At 68.1% G+C, this 20,007-nt stretch carries 18 protein-coding genes; 12 read left to right on the top strand and 6 right to left on the bottom strand.

Annotation, left to right across the window (positions count from 1 at the left end; genetic code table 11):
- Positions 1-192: 192 nt before the first annotated feature.
- The 11 genes from RCAP_RS18655 (at position 193) to RCAP_RS14360 (ending at position 11,607) form a co-directional block, all read left to right on the top strand.
- Positions 193-1,158 carry a phage tail tube protein gene (locus RCAP_RS18655; RefSeq protein WP_013068614.1) on the top strand — a complete coding sequence of 322 codons (966 nt, stop codon included), beginning with the start codon at positions 193-195 and terminating at the stop codon, positions 1,156-1,158.
- 4 nt (positions 1,159-1,162) lie between these two features.
- Positions 1,163-1,600: a hypothetical protein gene (locus RCAP_RS14405; RefSeq protein ID WP_013068613.1), complete on the top strand. Its 438-nt coding sequence runs from the start codon at positions 1,163-1,165 to the stop codon at positions 1,598-1,600.
- 23 nt (positions 1,601-1,623) lie between these two features.
- Positions 1,624-1,764 (top strand): hypothetical protein, encoded by a 141-nt coding sequence (locus tag RCAP_RS19680; RefSeq protein WP_013068612.1) that lies wholly within the window; start codon positions 1,624-1,626, stop codon positions 1,762-1,764.
- 9 nt (positions 1,765-1,773) lie between these two features.
- Entirely contained in the window at positions 1,774-4,092 is a 2,319-nt protein-coding gene (locus RCAP_RS19380; RefSeq protein ID WP_013068611.1) for a phage tail tape measure protein, read from the top strand.
- Positions 4,093-4,094: 2 nt separating this feature from the next.
- Entirely contained in the window at positions 4,095-4,994 is a 900-nt protein-coding gene (locus tag RCAP_RS18650; protein WP_013068610.1) for a hypothetical protein, read from the top strand.
- On the top strand, positions 4,987-5,514 hold the full coding sequence (locus RCAP_RS14390; RefSeq protein ID WP_013068609.1) for a DUF1833 family protein: 528 nt from the start codon (positions 4,987-4,989) through the stop codon (positions 5,512-5,514). Before RCAP_RS18650 ends, RCAP_RS14390 begins: the two co-directional genes overlap by 8 nt.
- The gene (locus RCAP_RS18645) at positions 5,511-5,897 is read left to right on the top strand and encodes an NlpC/P60 family protein (RefSeq protein WP_013068608.1); all 387 of its coding nucleotides are present in this window, start codon (positions 5,511-5,513) and stop codon (positions 5,895-5,897) included. The genes RCAP_RS14390 and RCAP_RS18645 overlap by 4 nt, the downstream gene beginning before the upstream one ends.
- Complete coding sequence (locus RCAP_RS18640; protein WP_013068607.1) at positions 5,894-9,010, top strand: host specificity factor TipJ family phage tail protein; 3,117 nt, start codon at positions 5,894-5,896, stop codon at positions 9,008-9,010. The genes RCAP_RS18645 and RCAP_RS18640 overlap by 4 nt, the downstream gene beginning before the upstream one ends.
- Before the next feature lies 1 nt (position 9,011).
- Positions 9,012-10,358, top strand: a complete 1,347-nt coding sequence (locus RCAP_RS14370; protein WP_013068606.1) for a hypothetical protein — start codon at positions 9,012-9,014, stop codon at positions 10,356-10,358.
- A gap of 9 nt (positions 10,359-10,367) precedes the next feature.
- Positions 10,368-10,631, top strand: a complete 264-nt coding sequence (locus tag RCAP_RS14365; protein ID WP_013068605.1) for a spike base protein, RCAP_Rcc01079 family — start codon at positions 10,368-10,370, stop codon at positions 10,629-10,631.
- 175 nt (positions 10,632-10,806) lie between these two features.
- On the top strand, positions 10,807-11,607 hold the full coding sequence (locus RCAP_RS14360) for a phage head spike fiber domain-containing protein (protein WP_013068603.1): 801 nt from the start codon (positions 10,807-10,809) through the stop codon (positions 11,605-11,607).
- 288 nt (positions 11,608-11,895) lie between these two features.
- Here RCAP_RS14360 and RCAP_RS19675 read toward each other — a convergent pair whose 3' ends face one another.
- Both RCAP_RS19675 and RCAP_RS14350 read right to left on the bottom strand, forming a co-directional pair.
- The gene (locus RCAP_RS19675; protein WP_157834370.1) at positions 11,896-12,162 is read right to left on the bottom strand and encodes a hypothetical protein; all 267 of its coding nucleotides are present in this window, start codon (positions 12,160-12,162) and stop codon (positions 11,896-11,898) included.
- Positions 12,159-12,515: a DUF1153 domain-containing protein gene (locus RCAP_RS14350; RefSeq protein WP_013067809.1), complete on the bottom strand. Its 357-nt coding sequence runs from the start codon at positions 12,513-12,515 to the stop codon at positions 12,159-12,161. Before RCAP_RS14350 ends, RCAP_RS19675 begins: the two co-directional genes overlap by 4 nt.
- 21 nt (positions 12,516-12,536) lie before the next feature.
- Here RCAP_RS14350 and RCAP_RS14345 point away from each other — a divergent pair, with 21 nt between their 5' ends.
- Positions 12,537-13,388, top strand: coding sequence for a phage head spike fiber domain-containing protein (locus RCAP_RS14345; protein WP_013068602.1), 852 nt, complete (start codon positions 12,537-12,539; stop codon positions 13,386-13,388).
- On the opposite strand, the gene RCAP_RS14340 is transcribed toward RCAP_RS14345, so the two are convergent.
- From RCAP_RS14340 to RCAP_RS14325, 4 genes are read right to left on the bottom strand one after another with little or no spacing between them, the layout of a single operon-like run.
- Positions 13,361-15,142 (bottom strand): ABC transporter ATP-binding protein, encoded by a 1,782-nt coding sequence (locus RCAP_RS14340; RefSeq protein ID WP_013068601.1) that lies wholly within the window; start codon positions 15,140-15,142, stop codon positions 13,361-13,363. The two genes, RCAP_RS14345 and RCAP_RS14340, sit on opposite strands and share 28 nt — an antisense overlap.
- Positions 15,132-16,226, bottom strand: a complete 1,095-nt coding sequence (locus tag RCAP_RS14335; RefSeq protein WP_013068600.1) for an ATP-binding protein — start codon at positions 16,224-16,226, stop codon at positions 15,132-15,134. Before RCAP_RS14335 ends, RCAP_RS14340 begins: the two co-directional genes overlap by 11 nt.
- Positions 16,216-16,914 carry a response regulator gene (locus tag RCAP_RS14330; RefSeq protein ID WP_013068599.1) on the bottom strand — a complete coding sequence of 233 codons (699 nt, stop codon included), beginning with the start codon at positions 16,912-16,914 and terminating at the stop codon, positions 16,216-16,218. The genes RCAP_RS14335 and RCAP_RS14330 overlap by 11 nt, the downstream gene beginning before the upstream one ends.
- Positions 16,911-20,003 (bottom strand): multidrug efflux RND transporter permease subunit, encoded by a 3,093-nt coding sequence (locus tag RCAP_RS14325; RefSeq protein ID WP_013068598.1) that lies wholly within the window; start codon positions 20,001-20,003, stop codon positions 16,911-16,913. Before RCAP_RS14325 ends, RCAP_RS14330 begins: the two co-directional genes overlap by 4 nt.
- Positions 20,004-20,007 lie beyond the last annotated feature (4 nt).

The raw sequence follows: 20,007 nt of genomic DNA, 5'->3' as shown, positions 1-20,007 counted from the left end.
CAAAACCACGCCCGCGCCGTCCGTCCAACCCTACCCCGATCGGGGCGGGTCGTTCGTCCTCGATGAGGGGAGCATGACCCTGACGCCCGTGCCCAAACCCGGCGAGACGGCGGATGACACCCCCGTTCAAGGCCCCGTTGAAACCGACGTTGAAACCGGGCCCGAGCCCACCCCCGAGCAGGAGCCGCAGTGATGTCCGACCGTCTGACCCGCCGCGCCGCCGTCATGGCGAAAGTCGAAGCCGTCTACGGCACGGCCGAAACGACCTTTGCGGCCACCGATGCGGTGCTGCTGGTCAATCCGCCGTCCTTTGCGATCGAGCCGGACAACGTGCCGCGCAATCTGGCGCTGCCCTGGCTCGGCAATTCGGAGGAGCTGCCCGCCACCCGCCGCGCCCGTCTCAAGTTCGACGTCGAACTGGTGGGCTCGGGCACGCCCGGCACTCCGCCCGCCTGGGGCAAGTTCTTGCGCGGCTGCGGCTTTGCCGAGACGATCGTGGCGGGCAACCGGGTCGAGTACACGCCGGTCAACACGGGCTTCGAGGGGCTGACCTTTCGGTTTTTCCGCGACGGCGTGCGGTATGTGGCGCGCGGCGGGCGGGGCACCGTCAAGCTCAATCTGGCCGCCTATGCGGTGCCCACCGCCTCGTTCGAGTTCCAGGCTTTCGACACCTTGGCGGTGCCCGCCGGGGTGCCCGCGATCGATCTGTCCGCCTTCATCGCCCCCGAAGTGGTGACCGATGCCGCCTCGGGCGACATCCGACTGGGCGCGACGCTGGCCACCGGGACGATCAGCGGTGGCCAGGTGCTGGCCTCCAAGGGCCTCACGATCGACATCGGCAACAAGGTCTCGCATCGCAAGATTTTGAGCGGCGAGCAGATCCGGATCGGCGACCGGAGCGTGTCCGGACAGATGGCAGTCGATCTGACGGCCGAGGACGAGATCACCTGGCGCAGCGACATCAATGCGGTGGCGCTGACCTCGGTCGCGTTCCAGCACGGCACGGCCGCGGGCAAACGGATTGCGCTCTTCGGCGGCCGGGTGCAGCGGACCAATCCGCAAGCGATCGACGATGACGGGTCCGTGCTGATCCAAAGCGATCTGCGTTTCCTGCCCGGCCAGACCGGCGCCCCCGAAATCACCATCATCGCGAGGTAATCCCATGTCCAATTCCGAGGACCTCGAAGCGCTCTTCCCCGGGCAGCGGCACATCACCATCGCGGGCGTCGCAGTTGCGCTTGGCCCGCTCAAGGTGCGCCAGTTCGGGGCTTTTTCCAAGGCGGCAGAGCCCTTTGCGGGTTTCGTCATCGCCGGCGATTATCTGGCGGCCGTGGTGCAGCACCCCGCCGCCGTCATCGCCGCGCTGGAGATCGCCACCGGCCAGCCCGCGGCGGTGTTCGAGGACATGACCTCTGACCAGGTGATGCAGGTCCTGGCCGAGGTGATGGAGATCAACCTGCGTTTTTTCGCCGAGCGCCTGCTGCCGGTGCGGGACCAGCTGCGCGAGCGGATGCAGGCGATCACGAAAGCCTCGATTGGGCAACCGCCGTCGCCCGCCTCGTCCGCTGGGGACACGACCTTGCCGCCGTCGGAGAGCTGACGGTCGATCAGGTCGAGGTCCTGATGCGCGGCCATCGCGCGGTGGACGAGATCGAGCATCGCAATCTGGTGGCCGCAATCCATGCCGCCTTTGCCGACACCCAGCCGCGTGCGGCCGCACCCCGGCCCGGCGCCCCCATCGACGGCGATATCCGCTTCCTCTGAGGACCCCAAATGACCGACATGGTTGCAGCCTTCGAAATCCGTGCCAAGGCCGATCAGGCCAAGGCCGAGATGTCGCAAGTGCGGGGCGAAATCGAAAAGACCGGGGCCGCTGCCGAGCAGGCAAGCACCAAGGGCAAGCAGCTCGGACCGGCGCTGGTCGAGCCGCTGCGCAACCTCAGCCCGGCGCTGGCGCCCGTGGCGCCGGGGATCCGGCAGATCGGCGAAGAGCTCGACAATCTGCCGCCGAAGGTGCTGCCGCTGCAGCAAGAGTTCAGCAACCTTGGCACGGCCGCCGGAACGGCCGGAACGAATGTCAGCTACATGGCCCGGCAGCTGGCATTCCAGTTCAATCAGATGATGCAGATGGGGTCGGTGACCGGCAATTACGTGCAGGCCATCGCCGTTCAGATCCCGGACATCGCGTCCAGTTTCGGCTTTCTGGGCACGATCATCGGCGGGATCGCCGGTGTGTCGCTGCCGCTGCTGGTCAACATGTTCACCGGGACATCGACCAGCGGCAAGGAGCTGGAGAAAACCGTCTCCGAAACCAATGAGGCCTTCGACGCTTACGCCAGATATGCCGAGATCGCGGCGATGCAGACCCTTGAAGTGCAGCAGAAGTTCCACGGCTTCGCTTCCGAGGTGCAGGGGTTTTCGGAGTACATGAAGGGCGTCGAAACAAGCGAAGCTCTGGATGGATTGAGCGCGTCCATTGATCCGCTGAAGGGGCAGCTGCTCGGCATCCAACAGACGTTCGCTGAGCTGACCAAGGCGCAAGCGGCGCTCGAAAATGCGCAAAGCAACCCCATGGCGAGCTCGGAGCAGGTGCTGCTTTACGCGGACAACGTCCGGATGCTCCAAGAAGAAGCCGATGCGGCGGCCGCCAAACTCGGGATGTCCGCCGAAGAGGCGCGCCAACTTGCGGATGCCATGGATGACGTCGGGGCCTCGACGTCTTTCGTCGACATCGCAGCATCAGCCGGTGAAGCCTTGGCCATCATCCAGCAGATCTATCCTGACTCGCAGGCCATGACGAAGCCGTTGCGCCAAGCCGCAGAAGCGCTGGCCGACATGCAGCGGCGCGCGTCCGAGGCCTCGGACAGCCTGACCGTGGCGCAAACCATGGGCGATGCGCTGATGACGGCGCTCGACTCGGCGGCGGGGGCCGCGTCGATGCTGGGGGCCAGCGTGCCCGGTGCCGGGTGGCTGGACGGGGCGATCTCTGGTGCCTCGCGGCTGGCCTCGCAGCTTTGGGATGCGGCCAAGGCCCGGGCGGCCGCAACGGCGACGACGGATCCGACCGGCTTGACGGCGATGGATGACGAGCGCGGATCGCAGCGCCCGCAGGTCCACAGCGGCACCGGGTACACCCGGGACCGGCTGAGGGCTGAAGCCCGCCGCGGGGCGGCGGGAGGCGGTGGCGGCGCCAGGTCGGTTGATCGCGACAGCTTCGACGCCGTGACCAAGGCGGCCGAAGAGGCGCTGGCGGCGATGGACCTGGCCATTGCCGCGATCCACGAAAAGGTCGCGCTGGGGCTGATGTCCACGGCCGAGGGCGAGGAGGCGATTTCGCGCGCCAAGGACCGCGCCGCGGCCTCGATCGCCGAGCTGATCCCGAAGATGCAGGCCGCCAATGACGTCTCGGGCGATCAGGCGGCCAAGGCCGTCGAAAAGTGGCGGCTAGAGGTGCGCGGCCTGGCCGACGACTATGACGACGTCAATGACAAGATCTCCGAGTCGGCCAAAAAGGCCGCGCAGTCGAGCCTTTACGACTGGATCCGCAGCGCCAAGGGCGGCAAGGACGCGATCTCGGATTTCGGGCAGCATGTGCTGGACACCTTTGCCCGCATCGCGTCGCAGCGCATCGCCGATGCCGTCTTCAACCCGATCATCGACAGCCTGGTCGGCGCGGTCTTCGGTCCGACGGCCGTGGCGGCAAACGCCAAGGGCGGCGTCTATTCCGGGGCGGGCATCTCTGCCTACAGCGGCACGATCGTCGATCGGCCGACGCTCTTTGCCTTTGCCAAGGGCACGGGGTTGATGGGCGAGGCCGGTCCCGAGGCGATCTTGCCGCTCGATCGCGATTCGACGGGCAAGCTCGGGGTGCGGGCCTCCGGCGGCGCGGGCGCTCCGGTGACGGTCAACGTCTACAACAATGCCCCCGGCACCAAGGCCGAGACGGTCGAGCGGCAGGAGGGCGGGGACCGGATCATCGACGTGATGATCGATCAGATCCGCGGCGTGATCGCCGAGGACATCGCCACCGGGCGCGGGCCGCTGCCTGCCGTCATGGCCGGGACCTATGGTCTGGGCCGGGTGGGGAGGTGACGATGCGCCGCTGGCCCGATGTGCTGCCCACCCCGTCATTTCCCGGCTTCGGCCTGACGCCTTATGACGCCGTGCTGCGCACCGACTTCGATGTCGGCGCGGCCCGCGTGCGGCGCACGACCCTGGCGCGGGCCGACAAGATCAGCTGCGCCTGGATTTTCTCGGATGCCGAAATGGCGGCGTTCCGCGCCTGGTTCGACGATCTGCCGGTGTCGGTCGCGGGCGACAGTGACGATCTGCGCGGCTGGGATGCGTCGGCCGCGACGCTGACAATCGCCCCGCTGACCGGCCCGGACGGTTGCCTCGCGACCCGGATCACCCAGACAAGCGCCGTGGCATCGCATGGCGCCAGCAAGGGCTTTCCGGCGCTGGCCCGCGACTCCGTCGGCGTCGTGGTCTGGCTCTCGATTGCCTCGGCCGCCACCGGCCATGCCAGGATCAGATGGACGGATCGCGCGGGTCTGTCGATCGACGTCACCCTCGATCTGGCCAGCGGCGCGGTCACGGACGCGGCCGCCGTCGTCAGTGCCGTCACCGCGCGGGGCGCGGGCTTCTGGCGACTGCGGCTCGACCTGTCCACCGGCATCGGCGCGGCTGATCCGCGGCTGGCCCTGATCGTGATGGCGAGCGCGGCCACCGAAGAGTTCGGCGGGGCCGGGCGCAGCATCGATGTCTGCGAGGTGATGGTGCGCGAGCGGACCGGCTTTGACCTGTTCGTGCGCTCCGGCGCCGACGGGCGCGCTTTGGGGGCTGCGGGCGGATCCGCCTGGGCCGAGATGCCGATCGCCACTGGCGGCGGCTTTTCATTCGTCGAGACCCGCTTCGTCGGTCCCTGGAGCGCCCAGGGCGGCGCGGGGCTCGAATGGTCGGTCACCGCCACCGTGGAGAGCCGCAATGCCTGATCCCGCCATGAGCGCCGCGATTCGCGAGGCCTATGCCTCGGCCCCTGTCGGTCAGGTGATCTGGGAGACCCTGGAGATCTGGCATCCGAGCTGGACCGTGCCGATCCGCGTCGTGCGGGATCGGGTGGCGCTTGATGCCCGGATCGAGGCCACGGCCGCGCGCAACCCGGGCGAGGTCGTCACCTTCGTTCCGTGGGCGTTCGACTTCGTCGCCCCCGACCTGTCGCGCGCGGCGCCGCCGCAAGCCCGGCTGGAGATCGACAACGTCTCGCGCGAGATCGGACGGGAGCTCGATGCGGCGATCATGGCGGGCGATGTGACGCTGGTGATCTGGCGCACCTATCTGTCGGGCCACCAGCTCGACGGCCCCGAGCATCTGCCGCCGGTGCAGATGGAACTCAAGACCGTGACCCAGGGGCCGCTGCGGGTCACAGCCACGATCGGCTTCAGGGACCTTTTGAACGCTGCTTTTCCGGCCCTTGAATACGAGGCCGAAACCTTCCCGGGGCTCGTGCCATGAAACACTGGGCAGCAAATTACGTCGGGGCCGAGGCGTCTGACTGCTGGGCCTTTGCCCGCCAGGTCTGGGCGGAGCGGTTCGGGTTGCAAGTGCCGTCGATGCCCTATGATCCGAACGATCCGCGGCTGGTGCGGCGGGCCTTCGGCGAGGCGCCGCAGCATGGCTGGGAGCGGGTCGAGGCGCCGCGCGAAGGCGATGCGGTGCTGATGACCAAAGGCATCCGGCCCTGCCACATCGGCATCTGGATCGAGGCCGAGAGCCGCGGTTGCCTGCATTGGGTCGAGAGGACCGGCGTGGTTTTTACCACCCGGGCCATGCTGCGCGATCTGGGCTATGGGGTCTGCGGATACTGGCGTCATCCGGCGCTGGGAGGCCGCGCATGAGGGCCGTCTGTGTCATCGTCCGCAATCCGCTCGATCCGCTGCGCTCGCGCGAGGTCGCGGTCCTGCGCCGCCGGGTGCGAATCCGGGCGCTGGCGCCGCGGGACGTGCCGGTCGTTGCGATCCTCAACGGGCGCCCGGTGCTGCGCGCCGAGTGGCGGCGCAAGCTGGCGGAAGGCGATCAGCTGGTCTTTGCCGTCCTGCCCGCAGGCGGGGGCGGCGGCTCGAACCCGCTGCGCACGCTGCTGATGATTGCGCTCGCGGCGTTCGCCACCCCGCTCAGCGGGATGCTGTTTGCCAATTCGACATGGTCGGTGCTTGGCCTCTCTGCAACCCAGATTGGGGCTGCGGGGATCTTGATGCTGGGCTCGATGGCGATCAACGCGCTGTTCCCGATCCCGCGGCCGTCGCAATTGCCGAGCCCGTCGCCGACCTATCAGCTCGATGCCCAGGGCAACTATGCCCGCCTGGGCGCGCCGATCCCGGTGCAATACGGGCGGCTGCTCGCCTATCCGGATCTGGCGGCCCAGCCCTATACCGAGTTCGCGGGCAATGAGCAGTATCTGTATCAGCTGCTGTGCCTCGGCGCGGGAGACTACGACATCGAGGAGATCCGGATCAAGGACACCGCGATCGACGCCTTCGCCGAGATCGAGACCGAGATCATCCCGCCGGGCGGCACTGTCACGCTGTTTCCGACCGCCGTGGTGATGTCGGAGGAGGTCTCGGGCCAGGAGCTCGCAGGGTCCAGGGCCGGGACCTATGTCCGGTCCGGCACCACGATCACCGTGGCAGAGGCCGCTCATGGCCGGGCCACCGGGCAGATGGTGATGCTGATGTTCCCCTATCCGGCGCCCGCCGCGGGGGTGCGGGCGGTGACGCCGACCGGGCCGGGCACGATCACCGTGACGGCGCCCGACGGGTCCGGGTCCGGCACCGTTACCGGCAGCTGGACGGACACCCGCGGCGAAGGTGACGTCTACAGGACGTTCAGTGGCACCTGGGTCTGGTCCGGCACCACGATCACCATTACCGGACCGGCCGCCCCGGAAACGTCCATCGGACACCCCTTTCTCTCGGCTGGCAGCTTCGTGCCGCCGATAGCCACGGACGTCGATCTGACCTTCGTCAGCCTGACCGGGCCGAGCGAGGTGCTGCAGATCGCCGCGATGCCCGATGACAACAGCTGGACCGTCACCTCGTCCCTGTCGATCGGGACCTCTGGCAGCGTCATCATCCGCGACATGCTGGGCGGGGCGGTCGGATTTGTCAGTGCCCCGGCCGACACGATCACGCGCCATATCGGCGTCGATCTCGTGTTGCCCTACGGCCTGTTCGCGGGGGCGAGCGGGTCGCTCGAAACCAAGAGCCTGACGGTCACCTTCGAGGCGCGGCCGATCGATGATCAGGGCCAGCCGGTCGGGGAGTGGCAGGTGCTTGGCACGCGCACGATCACCGACCGCACCAACACGCCAATCCGGCGGTCCTACCGGTTCGCGGTGGCCCCCGGCCGCTATGCCGTGCGCGCTGTGCGCGACGACGCCAAATCGACCAGCACCTCGGACGGGCATGTCGTGCTCTGGGCCGGGCTGCGGGCCTATCTGCGCCAGCCGCAGAATTTCGGGCCGGTGACGCTGATCGCCGTGCGGATGCGGGCCACCAACAACCTGTCGATGCAGGCGTCACGGCAAATCGCGGTCTTGGCCACGCGCCGTCTGCCGGTCTGGACCGGCACCGGCTGGACCGCCCCCGTCGCCACGCGTTCGATCGCCTGGGCAATCGCGGACGCCGCCCGCAACGCCGATTACGGCCCCGGCATGGCCGATGCCGAGATCGATCTGGATGCGCTGCTGGATCTGGATGCGCTCTGGGAGGCCCGCGAGGATCGTTTCGATGCGCGCTTCGACCAGCCCGGGACCTGGTGGGACCAGATCCAGAAAATCGCCCGGGCGGGCCGGGCCGCCTGTTTCGTCCAGGGCGGCGTGTTGCGCACGGTGCGCGACGGCCCGGCCTCGGTGCCGACGCTGCATTTTTCCGAGCGCAACATCACCCGCGGGTCGTTCGCGGTGGACTATCTGATGCCCACCGCGGACACGGCGGACACGATCCTCGCGAGCTATTTCGACGCGACATCCTGGTCCGAGCAGACGGTGCGCTGCCGGATCCCGGGCAGCCGCGCCCCAAAGGCGGCCAAGGTGCAGCTGTTCGGCGTCACCGGCCGCGATCAGGCCGTGCGCGACGGCACCTATCTGGCCGCCGCCAACCAACGCCGCCGCCGTATCGTGCGCTTCGATGTCGAGCTGGAAGGCCGCATGCCGATGATCGGCGAGCTGATCTCGGTGCAGCATTCCATGCCCGCCTGGGGCGCGCAGGCCGAGGCGCTGGACTGGGATCCGGCCGCGCGGCTGCTGACAGTGTCGGAGCCGATGACCTTTGCCCCGGGCGGCACCCATCATCTCGGGTTGCGGTGCCCCGACGGATCGCTTTGCGGTCCGATCGTCGTCACGGCCGGGTCGTTGCCCGAGCAGATCGTCCTGGCCGAGGCGCCGGATTTCGAGATCGCGACCGGCCCCGGGATGGAGCGCACGAAGATTTCCTTCGGCGTCGGCACCACCTGGGCGGTGCTGGCCAAGGTCGCCGACATCAAGGCCAAATCGCTCACTGAATACAGCCTTCAAGCGGTCGTTGAAGACCCGTCCGTGCACACCGCCGAAGACGGCACAGTCGCCCCGCCGGTGGTCCGGTCGCAGCTGCCGTCGCGGGCGACCCGGCCGGTCGTGCGCGGCCTGATCGGGCGCCGATCGACCGACAGCCTGACCAAGGCGGTCTTCGCCTGGCAACCCGCGGCAGGCGCCGAAAGTTACCAGATCGAGATGGCCGAGGGCGACGATCCGGCTGCCGATGATGTCACCTGGACGCGCGTCGGCGACACCACCTCGACCGCCTATGCCTGCGATATCCTTTATCCCAACCGCACGATGATCCGCGTCCGCGCGATCGGTCTGACCGCGGGGCCTTGGGTGACCACCACTCTGGGCGCCCTGATCCCTGATTTCTGGCTGGCCGATGCCGCGCCGTTCTGGCTCGGCGACGCCACCGCATTCTGGAGCACCTGACATGGCAACCCCGCTGCCGAGCACCGCAACCCTGACCACCCCGCCGTCCAGCCACGCGGCGATGCGGACCAACCTGGCCAATCTGCGGTCGTATCTGGCCGGGCTGCTGGGCGCCGATGGCGAGACGGCGACGGCGCTTGCAACGCTGGGCGCGGTGCTGGCGCGCTATCGCACCGAAGCGGCCGCCACGACGGTCGCCGTCACCGATCGCGGCACGTTCTTCAGCTGCACCGGGATCTGGGCGCTGACATTGCCGAGCGCCGCGGCCGCCGGTGCGGGCTGGTGCATCGTCGTCGCGGCTTCCGGGGGGGCCAGTATTACCCTGACGCCCGCCGGGTCGGACCTGATCGCCGGGCTGGCGGCCTATGACATCACCGCGCAGCGCGCGGTCATCGTGATCTGCACCGGCACCGGGTGGCGGATTCTGCGCTTCCTGCCTCAGACGCTCGCCGCGAAAACGATCCTGGGCAACAACGCCGCGGCGGGGGGCGAGGCCAAGGAGCTGACCGCCGCGGATGTGCTGGCGATGCTGCCGGTCGTCACCGCGCTTGGCGCGGGGCTGGCTCCCGCCACGGGTGGGGTCGCGGGGGCGTTCCTGCGCTCTGACGGCACTTGGACTGCTGACAATCTGGTGCTGATGGATGCGACCCAGACCATCGCTGGCACCAAGCGGTTTTCGGCCAGCGGCGCGTTCGTTCTGCAGCCCCGCGCGGCCGATCCTGCGTCACCCGAGTCGGGGCAGATCTGGCAGGACGGGACGCACCTCAAGGCCTACATCAGCGGGGCGGTGCGGGTACTGGACGGGCAGGCGGACATCCCGATGCTGGTGCCTCCTGCCGGTCAATATGTGATGACGACGCTGGGCGCTGGCGGCACCGCGCTGGAGGTCGCGGCCGGGATCGCCAATTCGATCGACCTTTATCCCTATGTCCCGCGCGCCGATCTGGCGGTGGCCGCGCTCGCGGTCAATTGCGTGACGGCCGTGGCGGGGGCGCAGGGCAAGTTCGTCGTGTATTGGTCCGACGCAAACGGGCAACCGGCGGCCTTGGCGGTCGAGAGCGGGACCGTCGATCTGTCGAGCACCGGCGTCAAGGAGGCGGTGATGACCGGCCTCAACATGCGCGCCGGGGCGACCTATTGGGTCGGGTTCCGGCACTCGTCCACGGCGTCGATCTCCAGATGGCCCGTGACGGCCACGCCCTGCATCAACGGCGGCGCGCCGTCCACTGCAGCCCGCAAGATCCTGCGGCGCACGAGGACATTCGGCACGGCGGCCGCCACCACATGGGGCTTCAACGCGGCCGAGATCAATGCTGCGTCCGCCCCCGCGATCTGGCTCAAACTGTAAAGGTGTAAGATGAGCGATCTGATTTACGATATTCCCGATCTGACCGGCCCGGCCCTGTCGTCCTTTGCGGTCACCCCCAATGATGCGGCGGACCTGCCCGCGCCCGTGCGGGCGGTGACGATCGGAGAGCGGGGCGGCGTCGTCAAATATACCGCCGCGCGCGGGGGGGCCGTTTGCACCACCGGCTATCTTCCGATCGGGCAGCATCCGATCTGGGCCAGCCGCATTTGGGCGACCGGCACCACGGCCGAGGGGATGACGGGGTGGGTTTGATGATGGGGCTTCCGGGGTGCGGGATGGGCGGCGGCGTGCAACCGCTCGCAGGCTATGCAGTGGGCGGGGTCATGCCGGTGATGCTGCATGATTTTGTGACGGGTCTGCCCTCGGGTCGCCCTGGTCCCTGACGCGGGCCAGCCCGGCGACCTATGTGGGTGCTGACGGGCTGATCATGTCTGCCCCGGTCGATCAGCCCCGCTATGATTACAGTGCGGGCAAGCGGGCGCTTCTGCTTGAGGCATCCTCGACCAACCTGCTGCCCAACAGCGCGCAGTTCGATGCCGCGTCCTGGGCGAAGACCCGGGCCAGCGTGCTGGCAAATGCCGCGCTGGCCCCGGATGGCACCATGACGGCCGACAAGCTTGTCGAGGACACCAGCAACAACAGCCACTTCGCGGCCCGCACAGGGACGCAGATCGCCGGGGGAACGGCTATGGTGGCGTCGATCTTCGCCAAGGCCGCTGAGCGTCGGTGGTTTGCCTTGGTGACCGCGGACAGTGCCAACCTGTTCCGCACCACCTATTTCGACCTGCAGACGGGGATGCTCGGGGTGGTGTCCCAGGGCGCAGCGGGGCAAACGGCGCAGATCGTGGCGGCGGAGAATGGCTGGTATCGCTGCAGCGTGACGCAGACGCAGGCGGCGGCGGGCGGCAATTTCAACTTTTACCCGAGCGTTTCCAGCGCGAATGGCACGACCTCTTACTTGGGGGATGGCGCCTCGGGGCTTTATCTTTGGGGCGCGCAGCTGGAGGTCGGCGCCGCGGTCAGTTCGCTCATTCCGACCGAGGCCGCGGCGGTGACCCGGGCGGCGGATCTGGCCAGCGTGGCGGTGGCGGCGGGAAGCTATGATATTCGCCGGGTCGATGCCGCGGGAACGACCGTCACCAAAGGGGTTGCGCATCCGGGCGGGGCGATGGCGATCGGCGCCGGGGCCATTCACCTGCTGAGCCTTTATCCGGCCGGGGCGCTGTGACCGATCGACCGGGGCTTTGCCACGGCCAAGGTGGCCACGGTGGCGTTTCAATGGGTCATAAAGGGCCGTTTAACGAAAACGCGTCTGCTGCAAATATCTGTGGCACGCACTGCAAAAATTCGTGGCGCGCTACAACCAGCGCTCGTTCGGCGCCGTGGCGACCGAGGGCACCGCCTCGATCCGCGGCCGCATGCCGATGGCGCGCTTGCGCACCTGCCAGCCCTTGATCTGAAAGATCCGCTGCACCGTCGTTCGGCCCGCTCACTCGGACCAATGGCGTTCGGGGCCTCACTGTTGCACCCGAGCAACCACGCCACGGTGCGGTAGCCGAACGAGGGTGTCGTCGGGAAAACGCCCCACTGGGGCCTTTTCTGATCCTCCTCCATCCTCGATCATCGCCTTGATCGGGACCGCGAACCGGTCATCAACTTTGGGCGCTGCTTTGGTCGGCCTATCATAGACCGTGCGCCGCGGCACGCCGAACCAGGTGCAAAGCTTGGCGATCAACACCGCAATACCATCGGCCAGCAGGCCCTCATGGAGCGTCCGGATCATTGGTTCGGGGCGGCGCTTGAACCGGTGGCACGCTCGCCCCTCACTCCATCCCGCTCCATGAGGGCCGCCAGCTTTTTTCGGGCACGCAATTCCAGCATCGCCTCGCCATAGGCTTCTTGCAGATCCTGGAGCTGCTTTTCGTAGTGCTCGCGAATGTCGAGAGGGTTGGCGCGCAAGGAATTCTCCATGCCCCGCTTCGCGTCCTCGACCCGGCCCTCGATCTCGGAAGGTGTCAGGTCAAACGACCGGCTCGCCTCGGCCACCGTCGTCTTGCCCTGAATGATCTCGGTCACCAAGGCGGTCTTCCGCTTCGCCGTCCAACGTTTGATGCTGTCGTCCATCGTCATACTCATGGCCACGTTCTCCTGTGTAGAATGAGCAGGATTTCACTGGGTCAATACAGCAGCGCGCAGTTCGAGGCCGCCTCCTGGGGGAAAACCCGGGCCAGCGTGCTAGCAAATGCCGCGCTGGCCCCGAATGGCACGATGACGGCCGACAAGCTTGTCGAAGATACCAGCAACAACAGCCATTTCGTCGCCCGCACCGGGACGCAGATCGCGGCGGGGACCTCCGTGACCGCCTCGATCTTCGTCAAGGCGGCCGAGCGTCGGTGGTTTGCCCTGGTGACCGCCGACAGCGCGAATGCCTTCCGCACCACCTATTTCGACCTGCAGACGGGGACGCTCGGGGTGGTGTCGCAGGGCGCGGCGGGGCATGTGGCGCAGATCGTGGCGGCGGGGAATGGCTGGTATCGCTGCAGCGTGACGCAGACGCAGGCGGCAAGCGGCAATTTCAACTTTTACCCGAGCATTGCCAGTGCGAATGGCGCGACCTCTTACCCGGGGGATGGCGCCTCGGAGCTTTGCCTGTGGGGGGCGCAGCTGGAGACCGGCGCCGCCGTCAGTTCGGTCATTCCGACCGAGGCCGCGGGAACGACCGTCACCAAAGGGGGGCGCGCATCCGGGCGGGGCGCTGACGATCGGCGCCGGAAGCCTCTTCCTGCTCAGCCTTTATCCGGCCGGGGCGCTCTGACCGGATCGACCGGGGCGTTGCCAAGGCAGAGGCGGTCGGAGCGCGTCAGGATTTGCGTGCTGGTAAAAATTTTCGTCCGAAAGCTGTTCAACGTCCGTCCGGAAGCTGATCGCGCGCAACATGGCCCACCAGATGCAGGGACTGAACACAGGCCCGCATCCCGCGCTCAGGTGCCGCGCAGCAGTTTGGCGTAAAGACCGCCTTGCGCGCGCAAGGTCTCATGCGGGCCCTCTTCGACCACCCGCCCGGCCTGCATCACCACGATCCGGTCGGCATGCCGCACCGTCGAGAGCCGATGCGCGATAGTGATGGTGGTGCGCCCCCTTGCCAGCCCGTCGAGCGCTTCCGACATCGCCCTTTCGGTGCGGGTATCGAGCGCGCTCGTCGCCTCGTCCAGAAGCAGGATCGGCGGGTCGCGCAGGATCGTGCGGGCCAGCGCCAGACGCTGTTTCTCGCCGCCCGAAAAGCGGAACCCGCCTTCGCCAACCCGGGTCTCGTAGCCCTCGGGCAGGGCGGCGATATGATCGTGGATCTGCGCCACTTTCGCCGCGGCGATCAGCTCGGCGTCACTCGCCTCGGGGCGGGCAAAGCGCAGGTTTTCCGCCACCGAGGCATGCAGCAGATAGGGTTCCTGCGAGACCACGCCCAGCATCTGCGACAGCGTCCCGAAGCTCAGATCGCGCAGGTCGATCCCGTCGAAACGGATCGCGCCGTGATCGACATCGTAAAGCCGCGCCAAGAGATAGCCGAGCGTCGTCTTGCCCGAGCCGGTCGGCCCGACGATGGCGACATGGCTGCCCGCCGGGATGTTCAGGCTGATATCGTCCACCGCCGGGCGGGCGGCGCCGGCATAGGAAAAGCTGACATGGTCCAGCTCGATGGCGCCGCGCATCCGGGCACGCTCCAGCGTGACCGGCGCCGGGCGCTCCGTAATTTCGACCGGCGTGTCGAGATATTCGAAGATCCGGGCGAAGAGCGCGCGAGTCTTGCGCAGGTCGCGGCCGATTTCCAGAAGCTGTTCAAAGGGCCACAGAAGCTGTTCCTGCAGCGCGATCATCGCCACCAGCGTGCCGATGCTGGCCGGATCGTCGCTGCGCATCAACAGCCCGCCTGCGAGCAGCGTCAGCGCGGGCAGAACGGCGAGCGCAAAGCCGATCAGCATCCACTGCCCTTCGCCCGCCGTCTGCGCCCGCGCGTCAAGCCGCGCCAGATCGTCCGAGAGCCGCGCAAAGCGGCGCGTCAGATGCGGGCCGCGCCCCATCGTGCGGGCCAGAATGATCCCCGGCACCGAGAGCGTCTCCTGCACCGCGGCGGAAAGATCGGCGGCCCGGGCCTGACGCTGCCACATCAGCGCCTCGCGCAGCCTGGCGACGCGGTGGCTGATCAGCACCGTGCCCGGCACGATGACCAGAACGAAAAGCGCCAGCCGCCAATCCAGGATCACGATGGCGATGGCGGTCATCACCACCGCGGACAGCGCCCGGCCGAGTTCCGAGGCGGTCTCGGTCAGCATCGCCTGCAGGCCCGAAATGTCGCCCGCGATGCGCGATTGCACCTCGCCCGTCCGGGTGCCGGTGAAGAAGCGCAGCGACAGGCTTTGCAGATGCGCGTAAAGCCGGACCCGCAGATCGTGCAGGATCGCCTGGCCGATGCGCGCGGTCAGCACCACCTGCCAGGCGCCCACCGCCGCGGCGGCCAGCGCCACCGTGACCATGCCGCCGACCAGAAGCAGGAGCAGCCCCAGATCCTGCCCGGGCAGCGCCACATCGATCACGGCGCGCAACAGGAACGGCCCGGCCAGACCGATCGCGGCGGCAAGCAGCATCAGCGCGACCACCCCGGCGATGCGGCGCCGATAGGGGGCGAAAAGGGCAAGCACCCGGGCGAGCGAGACATGCCGGGCGGCGAGAGTGTCGTAGGTCTCGGCGGTGTCGGGATCATTGGTCATCAAAGTCTTGCTCCGAAAGGGAAACTTTGCGGCAGGGCAGACGGATTTCCACCGTCAGCCCGGGGCTGTCGGGCAGGATCAGCGCCTCGCCGCCATGGGCGCGGGCGATGGCGCGCACGATCGGCAGGCCCAGCCCCGAGCCGCCAAGGCTGCGCCCGCGCGAGGCCTCTGCGCGCCAGAACCGCTCGAAGGCGCGGGCGCGGCCCTCGGGCGAGAGGCCCGGGCCGCTGTCGGTGCAGCGGAAATAGACCGTCTCCCCGGCGACGCCGGTTTCGACCAAAAGCCCGGCCTGCGGCGCATAGCGGCAGGCGTTTTCCAGCACCGCGACAAAGGCCTGGCGCAGCCGCGCCCGGTCGGCCCGGGTCACGGCGGGGGCAAGGCGGCGGGTCACGACCAGCCCGGCCCCGGCCAGCTCTGCGTCGAGCGCGTCGAGCGCCGCCTCGGCCTCCGCGGCCAGATCGACCGGGGCGCAGATCAGATCGAGCTGCCCGGCGGTGCCAAGGGCCAGCGTGCGCAGCTCCTCGACGATGGCGGAAAGATCATCGACATGGGCGATCAGCCGGGCGTAAAGCTGCGGGCCGGGCGCGAAGACGCCATCGAGCAGCCCCTGCAAGCGCCCGCGCAGGATCGTCAGGGGGGTGCGCAATTCATGCGCGATAGCGGAATTCGAATAGGCCAGTTCCGCCTCGGCCTGTTGCAGCCGCTCGGCCATGCGGTTGAAATCGGCCACCAGATCGCCCGCCTCGCCGAAGCTGCCCCGCGGCAGACCGGCACGGGCGGAAAAATCGCCGCTGGCGATCTGGCGGGCCGCGACGGCCACCGTTTCCAGCGGCGCGAGGATCCGCCGCCCCAGCCGCCAGCCGATCAGCGCGGCGCTGAGAAGACCAAAGCCCAGCACCAGCCCGACCATCACCGTATCGCCCAGCCGCCAGCTTTCATCCGCCGTGGCATCGGGGTAAAGCCATTCGTAAATCACGAAAAAATAGGCCATCATGCCGAAATAGACGACCGCAAAGGCCGTCAGCGTCAGCCCGATCATCGCGCGGGTGATCTGCGAGCGGAGATTGGCGCCCTTACCGGCCATGCGGCGCCTCCAGCCGGTAGCCGATACCGCGCACCCCGGTCAAAAGCCCCTCGGCCCCGGCGGCGGAAAGCTTGCGGCGCAGGTTGCTGACATGGCTGTCGACGGTGCGATCGAGCGCCTCGCCCTCGGGCAGGCAGGCATCGACCAGATCGGCGCGGGCGAAAGCCCGGCCCGGCGCGGCGGCCATATGCGCAAGGATGCGAAATTCCGTGGGTGTCAGATCGAGCGGCACCGGCCCCGCGGCGGTCTCGACCACGGCGCGGATCGCCTGCGGATCGACGCTGAGCGGACCCAGCCGCAGCAGGGTTTCGGGCGCGCGCCCCAAGGTGCGGCGCAGCACGGCGCGGGCGCGGGCCACGATCTCAAGCGGGTTGAAGGGCTTGACCACGTAATCATCGGCGCCGATGCGCAGGGCCTGCAGCTTGTCCAGATCCTCGGCCAGCGCCGTGACCATGATCACCGGCGTCTCGCCCCGGCGCCGGATCGTGGCCAGCACCTCGTAGCCGTCCAGCCCGGGCAATTTGATGTCGAGCACGACAAGATCGGGGCGCAGCCGCTGGTGATGCGCCAGACCCAAAGGCCCGTCGCCCGCGCAGATCACCCGGAATCCTTCGCGGGCGAAATAGCTTTCCAGAATCTCGGCAATCTCGGGTTCGTCTTCGATGATCAGGATCAGCGCGTTCGTCATGGCTTGGTCCGTCGGAAAGGGGCAGCGCGCAGGCTGACAAGGATATAGAGCACGGGAATGAAGAAAACCGCCAGCACCGTGGCCGAGATCATGCCGCCGAACACCCCGGTGCCGATGGCGTTCTGGATCTCGGACCCCGCGCCATGGGCCAGCATCAAGGGCACCACCCCAAGGATAAAGGCAAGCGAGGTCATCAGGATCGGCCGCAGCCGCAGCCGCGCGGCTTGCAGGATCGCGCGGCAGGGGCCGAACCCCTGGTCGCGCAGATGGCGGGCGAATTCGATCATCAGGATCGCGTTCTTCGCCGACAGCCCGATGATCGTGATCAGACCGACCTTGAAGAAGACGTCATTCTCGCCGCCGCGGATCAGCACCGCCGTGACCGCGCCAAGGACGCCGAGGGGCACCACCAGCAGCACCGCGACCGGGATCGACCAGCTTTCGTAAAGTGCCGCCAGCACCAGAAACACCACCAGCATCGAAGCGGCGAGCAGCAGGGGCGCTTGCCCCGCGGCCTGCTTTTCCTGCGCCGATTGCCCGACCCAGTCGAGTGCGAAGCCTTTGGGCAGGGTCTGCGCCAGCCGCTCCATCTCGGCCATGGCGGCGCCGCTCGACACCCCCGGCGCGGCGGCGCCCGAGATCCCGGTGGCGGGATAGCCGTTGAAGCGGCTCAGCGCCAAGGGCGCAAAGGTCCAGACCGGCCGCACCACTTCAGAGAGCGGCACCATGCCCCCTTCGGCATTGCGGGTCTCAAGGCGCAGCACGTCTTCGACATGCATCCGCGCCGGGGCATCGGCCTGCACGATCACCTGCTGCATCCTTCCCTGGTTCGGGAAATCGCTGACATGGCCCGAGCCGATGGCGGTCGAGATCGTGTCATTGATCGCGGCAAAGGACAGCCCCAGCGCCTGCGCCTTGGGCCGGTCGATCTGCAAGGCAATGCTCGGGCCGTCTGGCAGCCCCTCGGACATCACGTCGCGCAGCAACGGGCTTTCGGCGGCCATCGCAACCAGCTGATCGACGGCAGCTTTCAGCGCGACCGGCCCCGCATTGGCGCGGTCTTCGAGCCGCAGCGAAAAGCCCGAGGTGGTGCCAAGCGATTCAATGGCAGGCGGTTTCATCACGCTCACCGTGCCCTCGGGCACCTCGGCCATCGCCGCCTCGGCCGCGGCGATCTCGTCATCGACGCTGACCTCGCGATCCGACCAGTCCTTGAGGCTGGCAAAGGCCTGCGCGGCATTCGGGCCCGATCCGGTGAAGCCGAAGCCCAGGATCACCGTCGTCTCGTCGATGGCGGGGCGGGTCGCGGCATGGGCCTCGAAGGCGGCGACGACGGCGCGGGTGCGTTCGGCCGTGGCCCCGGCGGGCAGCTCGACCGTGGTGATGAAATTGCCCTGATCCTCCTCGGGGACGAAGGCGGTGGGCAGGCGCGTGTAGCCGATGGCCAGCACGGCAAGCAGGGCGAGATACAGCCCCGCCATCCGCCCGCCGCGCCGCAGCACCAGGCCGACCCAGCCGGTATAGCGCACAGAAAGCGCCGCAAAGCCGCGGTTGAAGGCGCCGAAAAATCCGGTGCTTGCATGGGCGGTGGCGGGTTTGAGCAGCGTGGCGCAAAGCGCGGGCGTCAGCGTCAGCGCAAGGAAGGCCGAGATGAGGATCGAGACCGCCATCGACAGGGTGAACTGCCGGTAGATCGCCCCCACCGATCCGCCCGCCAGCCCCATCGGAATGAAGACCGCGGCCAGCACCAGGGTGATGCCGATGATGGCGCCGGAAATCTCGTCCATCGCCTGCCGGGTGGCGGCCTTGGGCGACAGCCCCTGCCGGGCCATGATCCGCTCGACATTCTCGACCACGACGATGGCGTCATCGACGATGATGCCGATCGCCAGCACCATGCCGAACATGCTCAGCACGTTGATGGAATAGCCCGCCAGGGCCATCACGGCAAAGGTGCCCAAAAGCGCGATCGGCGCCACGATGGTCGGGATCAGCGTGTAGCGCAGGTTTTGCAGGAAGAGCAGCATCACAAGGAACACCAGCGCCATCGCCTCGAAGAGCGTGCTGATCACCTTGGCGATCGAGACCTTCACGAAGGGCGCGGTGTTGTAGGAGATCGTCACCTCCATGTCACCGGGCAGGCTTGGGCGCAATTCGTCCAGCCGCGCCTCGATCGCGGCGGCGGTGCGCAGGGCATTGGCGCCGGGCGCCATCTGCACGGCGGCCGCCGCGGCGGGCTTGCCATTCGCGCTGACGCTGAAGGCGAGCGTCTGCGCGCCGATCTCCACCCGCGCGACATCGCCGAGCGTAAGCCGCGATCCGTCCAGGCCCGCGCGCAGGGGAATGGCGGCAAAGGCCTCGGGCGTGGTCAGCTGGCCTTGCAGGATCAGCGGCGTCGAAACGCGGGTGCCCGGCACCGTCGGCGCATCGCCCACCCGGCCCGGCGTCGCGCGGATGTTTTCGCGCGCGATCGCCTCGGTCACGTCGGACAGGCCCAGCCCGTAAGCCGCCAGCCTCGCCGGATCGACCCAGATCCGCAGCGCCCGTTCCGAGCCGAAAGGCTGCACCCGCCCGACCCCGGGCAGGCGTTTCAACTCCTCCGACAGGGTGCGGCTGAGGTAATCGCCAAGGCTCAGCTCGTCCATGGCACCGCTGCGCGATTTCAGCGTCAGCACCATCAGGAACCCCTGCTCGGCCGCCTCGACCCCGATCCCGGCCCGGCGCACCTCTTCGGGCAGCAGCGCCTCGGCGTTTTTCAGCCGGTTCTGCACATCGACCTGCGCCATCTCGGGGTTGGTGCCCGGCTTGAAGGTCAGGAAGAGCGTCGCCCCGCCGGTGGCATCGACGCTCGAGTCGACCGAAATCACGTTCTTGACGCTGGCCAGTTCCCGCTCGATCGGGCGCACGACACTGTCATTCACCGTCTGCGCATCGGCCCCGGCATAAGTGGCAAAGATGCTGATCGAAGGCGGCGCCACCTCGGGGAAGCGCGCGACGGGCAGCTGCGGAATCGCCACAAGCCCCGCCAGCGCAATGAAAATCGCGATGACGATGGCGAAGATCGGGCGGTCGATGAAGAAACGCGGCATCGGT

The sequence above is a fragment of the Rhodobacter capsulatus SB 1003 genome (genome assembly GCF_000021865.1).
Lineage (GTDB): Bacteria > Pseudomonadota > Alphaproteobacteria > Rhodobacterales > Rhodobacteraceae > Rhodobacter > Rhodobacter capsulatus_B.
Note: the sequence above shows the minus strand (reverse complement) of the source record. Positions and strands in the feature narration are given on the sequence as shown.

Excerpts from the sequence above, each read along its gene's own strand:
- RCAP_RS18650 (WP_013068610.1), top strand. The coding sequence starts at position 4,095 with ATGCGCCGCTGGCCCGATGTGCTGCCCACCCCGTCATTTCCCGGCTTC.
- RCAP_RS14345 (WP_013068602.1), top strand. The coding sequence starts at position 12,537 with ATGAGCAGGATTTCACTGGGTCAATACAGCAGCGCGCAGTTCGAGGCC.
- RCAP_RS14330 (WP_013068599.1), bottom strand. The coding sequence starts at position 16,914 with ATGACGAACGCGCTGATCCTGATCATCGAAGACGAACCCGAGATTGCC.
- RCAP_RS19675 (WP_157834370.1), bottom strand. The coding sequence starts at position 12,162 with ATGATCCGGACGCTCCATGAGGGCCTGCTGGCCGATGGTATTGCGGTG.
- RCAP_RS18640 (WP_013068607.1), top strand. The coding sequence starts at position 5,894 with ATGAGGGCCGTCTGTGTCATCGTCCGCAATCCGCTCGATCCGCTGCGC.
- RCAP_RS14325 (WP_013068598.1), bottom strand. The coding sequence starts at position 20,003 with ATGCCGCGTTTCTTCATCGACCGCCCGATCTTCGCCATCGTCATCGCG.
- RCAP_RS14340 (WP_013068601.1), bottom strand. The coding sequence starts at position 15,142 with ATGACCAATGATCCCGACACCGCCGAGACCTACGACACTCTCGCCGCC.
- RCAP_RS18645 (WP_013068608.1), top strand. The coding sequence starts at position 5,511 with ATGAAACACTGGGCAGCAAATTACGTCGGGGCCGAGGCGTCTGACTGC.
- RCAP_RS14350 (WP_013067809.1), bottom strand. The coding sequence starts at position 12,515 with ATGAGTATGACGATGGACGACAGCATCAAACGTTGGACGGCGAAGCGG.
- RCAP_RS14405 (WP_013068613.1), top strand. The coding sequence starts at position 1,163 with ATGTCCAATTCCGAGGACCTCGAAGCGCTCTTCCCCGGGCAGCGGCAC.
- RCAP_RS14370 (WP_013068606.1), top strand. The coding sequence starts at position 9,012 with ATGGCAACCCCGCTGCCGAGCACCGCAACCCTGACCACCCCGCCGTCC.
- RCAP_RS14390 (WP_013068609.1), top strand. The coding sequence starts at position 4,987 with ATGCCTGATCCCGCCATGAGCGCCGCGATTCGCGAGGCCTATGCCTCG.
- RCAP_RS19680 (WP_013068612.1), top strand. The coding sequence starts at position 1,624 with ATGCGCGGCCATCGCGCGGTGGACGAGATCGAGCATCGCAATCTGGTG.
- RCAP_RS14360 (WP_013068603.1), top strand. The coding sequence starts at position 10,807 with ATGTCTGCCCCGGTCGATCAGCCCCGCTATGATTACAGTGCGGGCAAG.
- RCAP_RS14335 (WP_013068600.1), bottom strand. The coding sequence starts at position 16,226 with ATGGCCGGTAAGGGCGCCAATCTCCGCTCGCAGATCACCCGCGCGATG.
- RCAP_RS14365 (WP_013068605.1), top strand. The coding sequence starts at position 10,368 with ATGAGCGATCTGATTTACGATATTCCCGATCTGACCGGCCCGGCCCTG.
- RCAP_RS19380 (WP_013068611.1), top strand. The coding sequence starts at position 1,774 with ATGACCGACATGGTTGCAGCCTTCGAAATCCGTGCCAAGGCCGATCAG.
- RCAP_RS18655 (WP_013068614.1), top strand. The coding sequence starts at position 193 with ATGTCCGACCGTCTGACCCGCCGCGCCGCCGTCATGGCGAAAGTCGAA.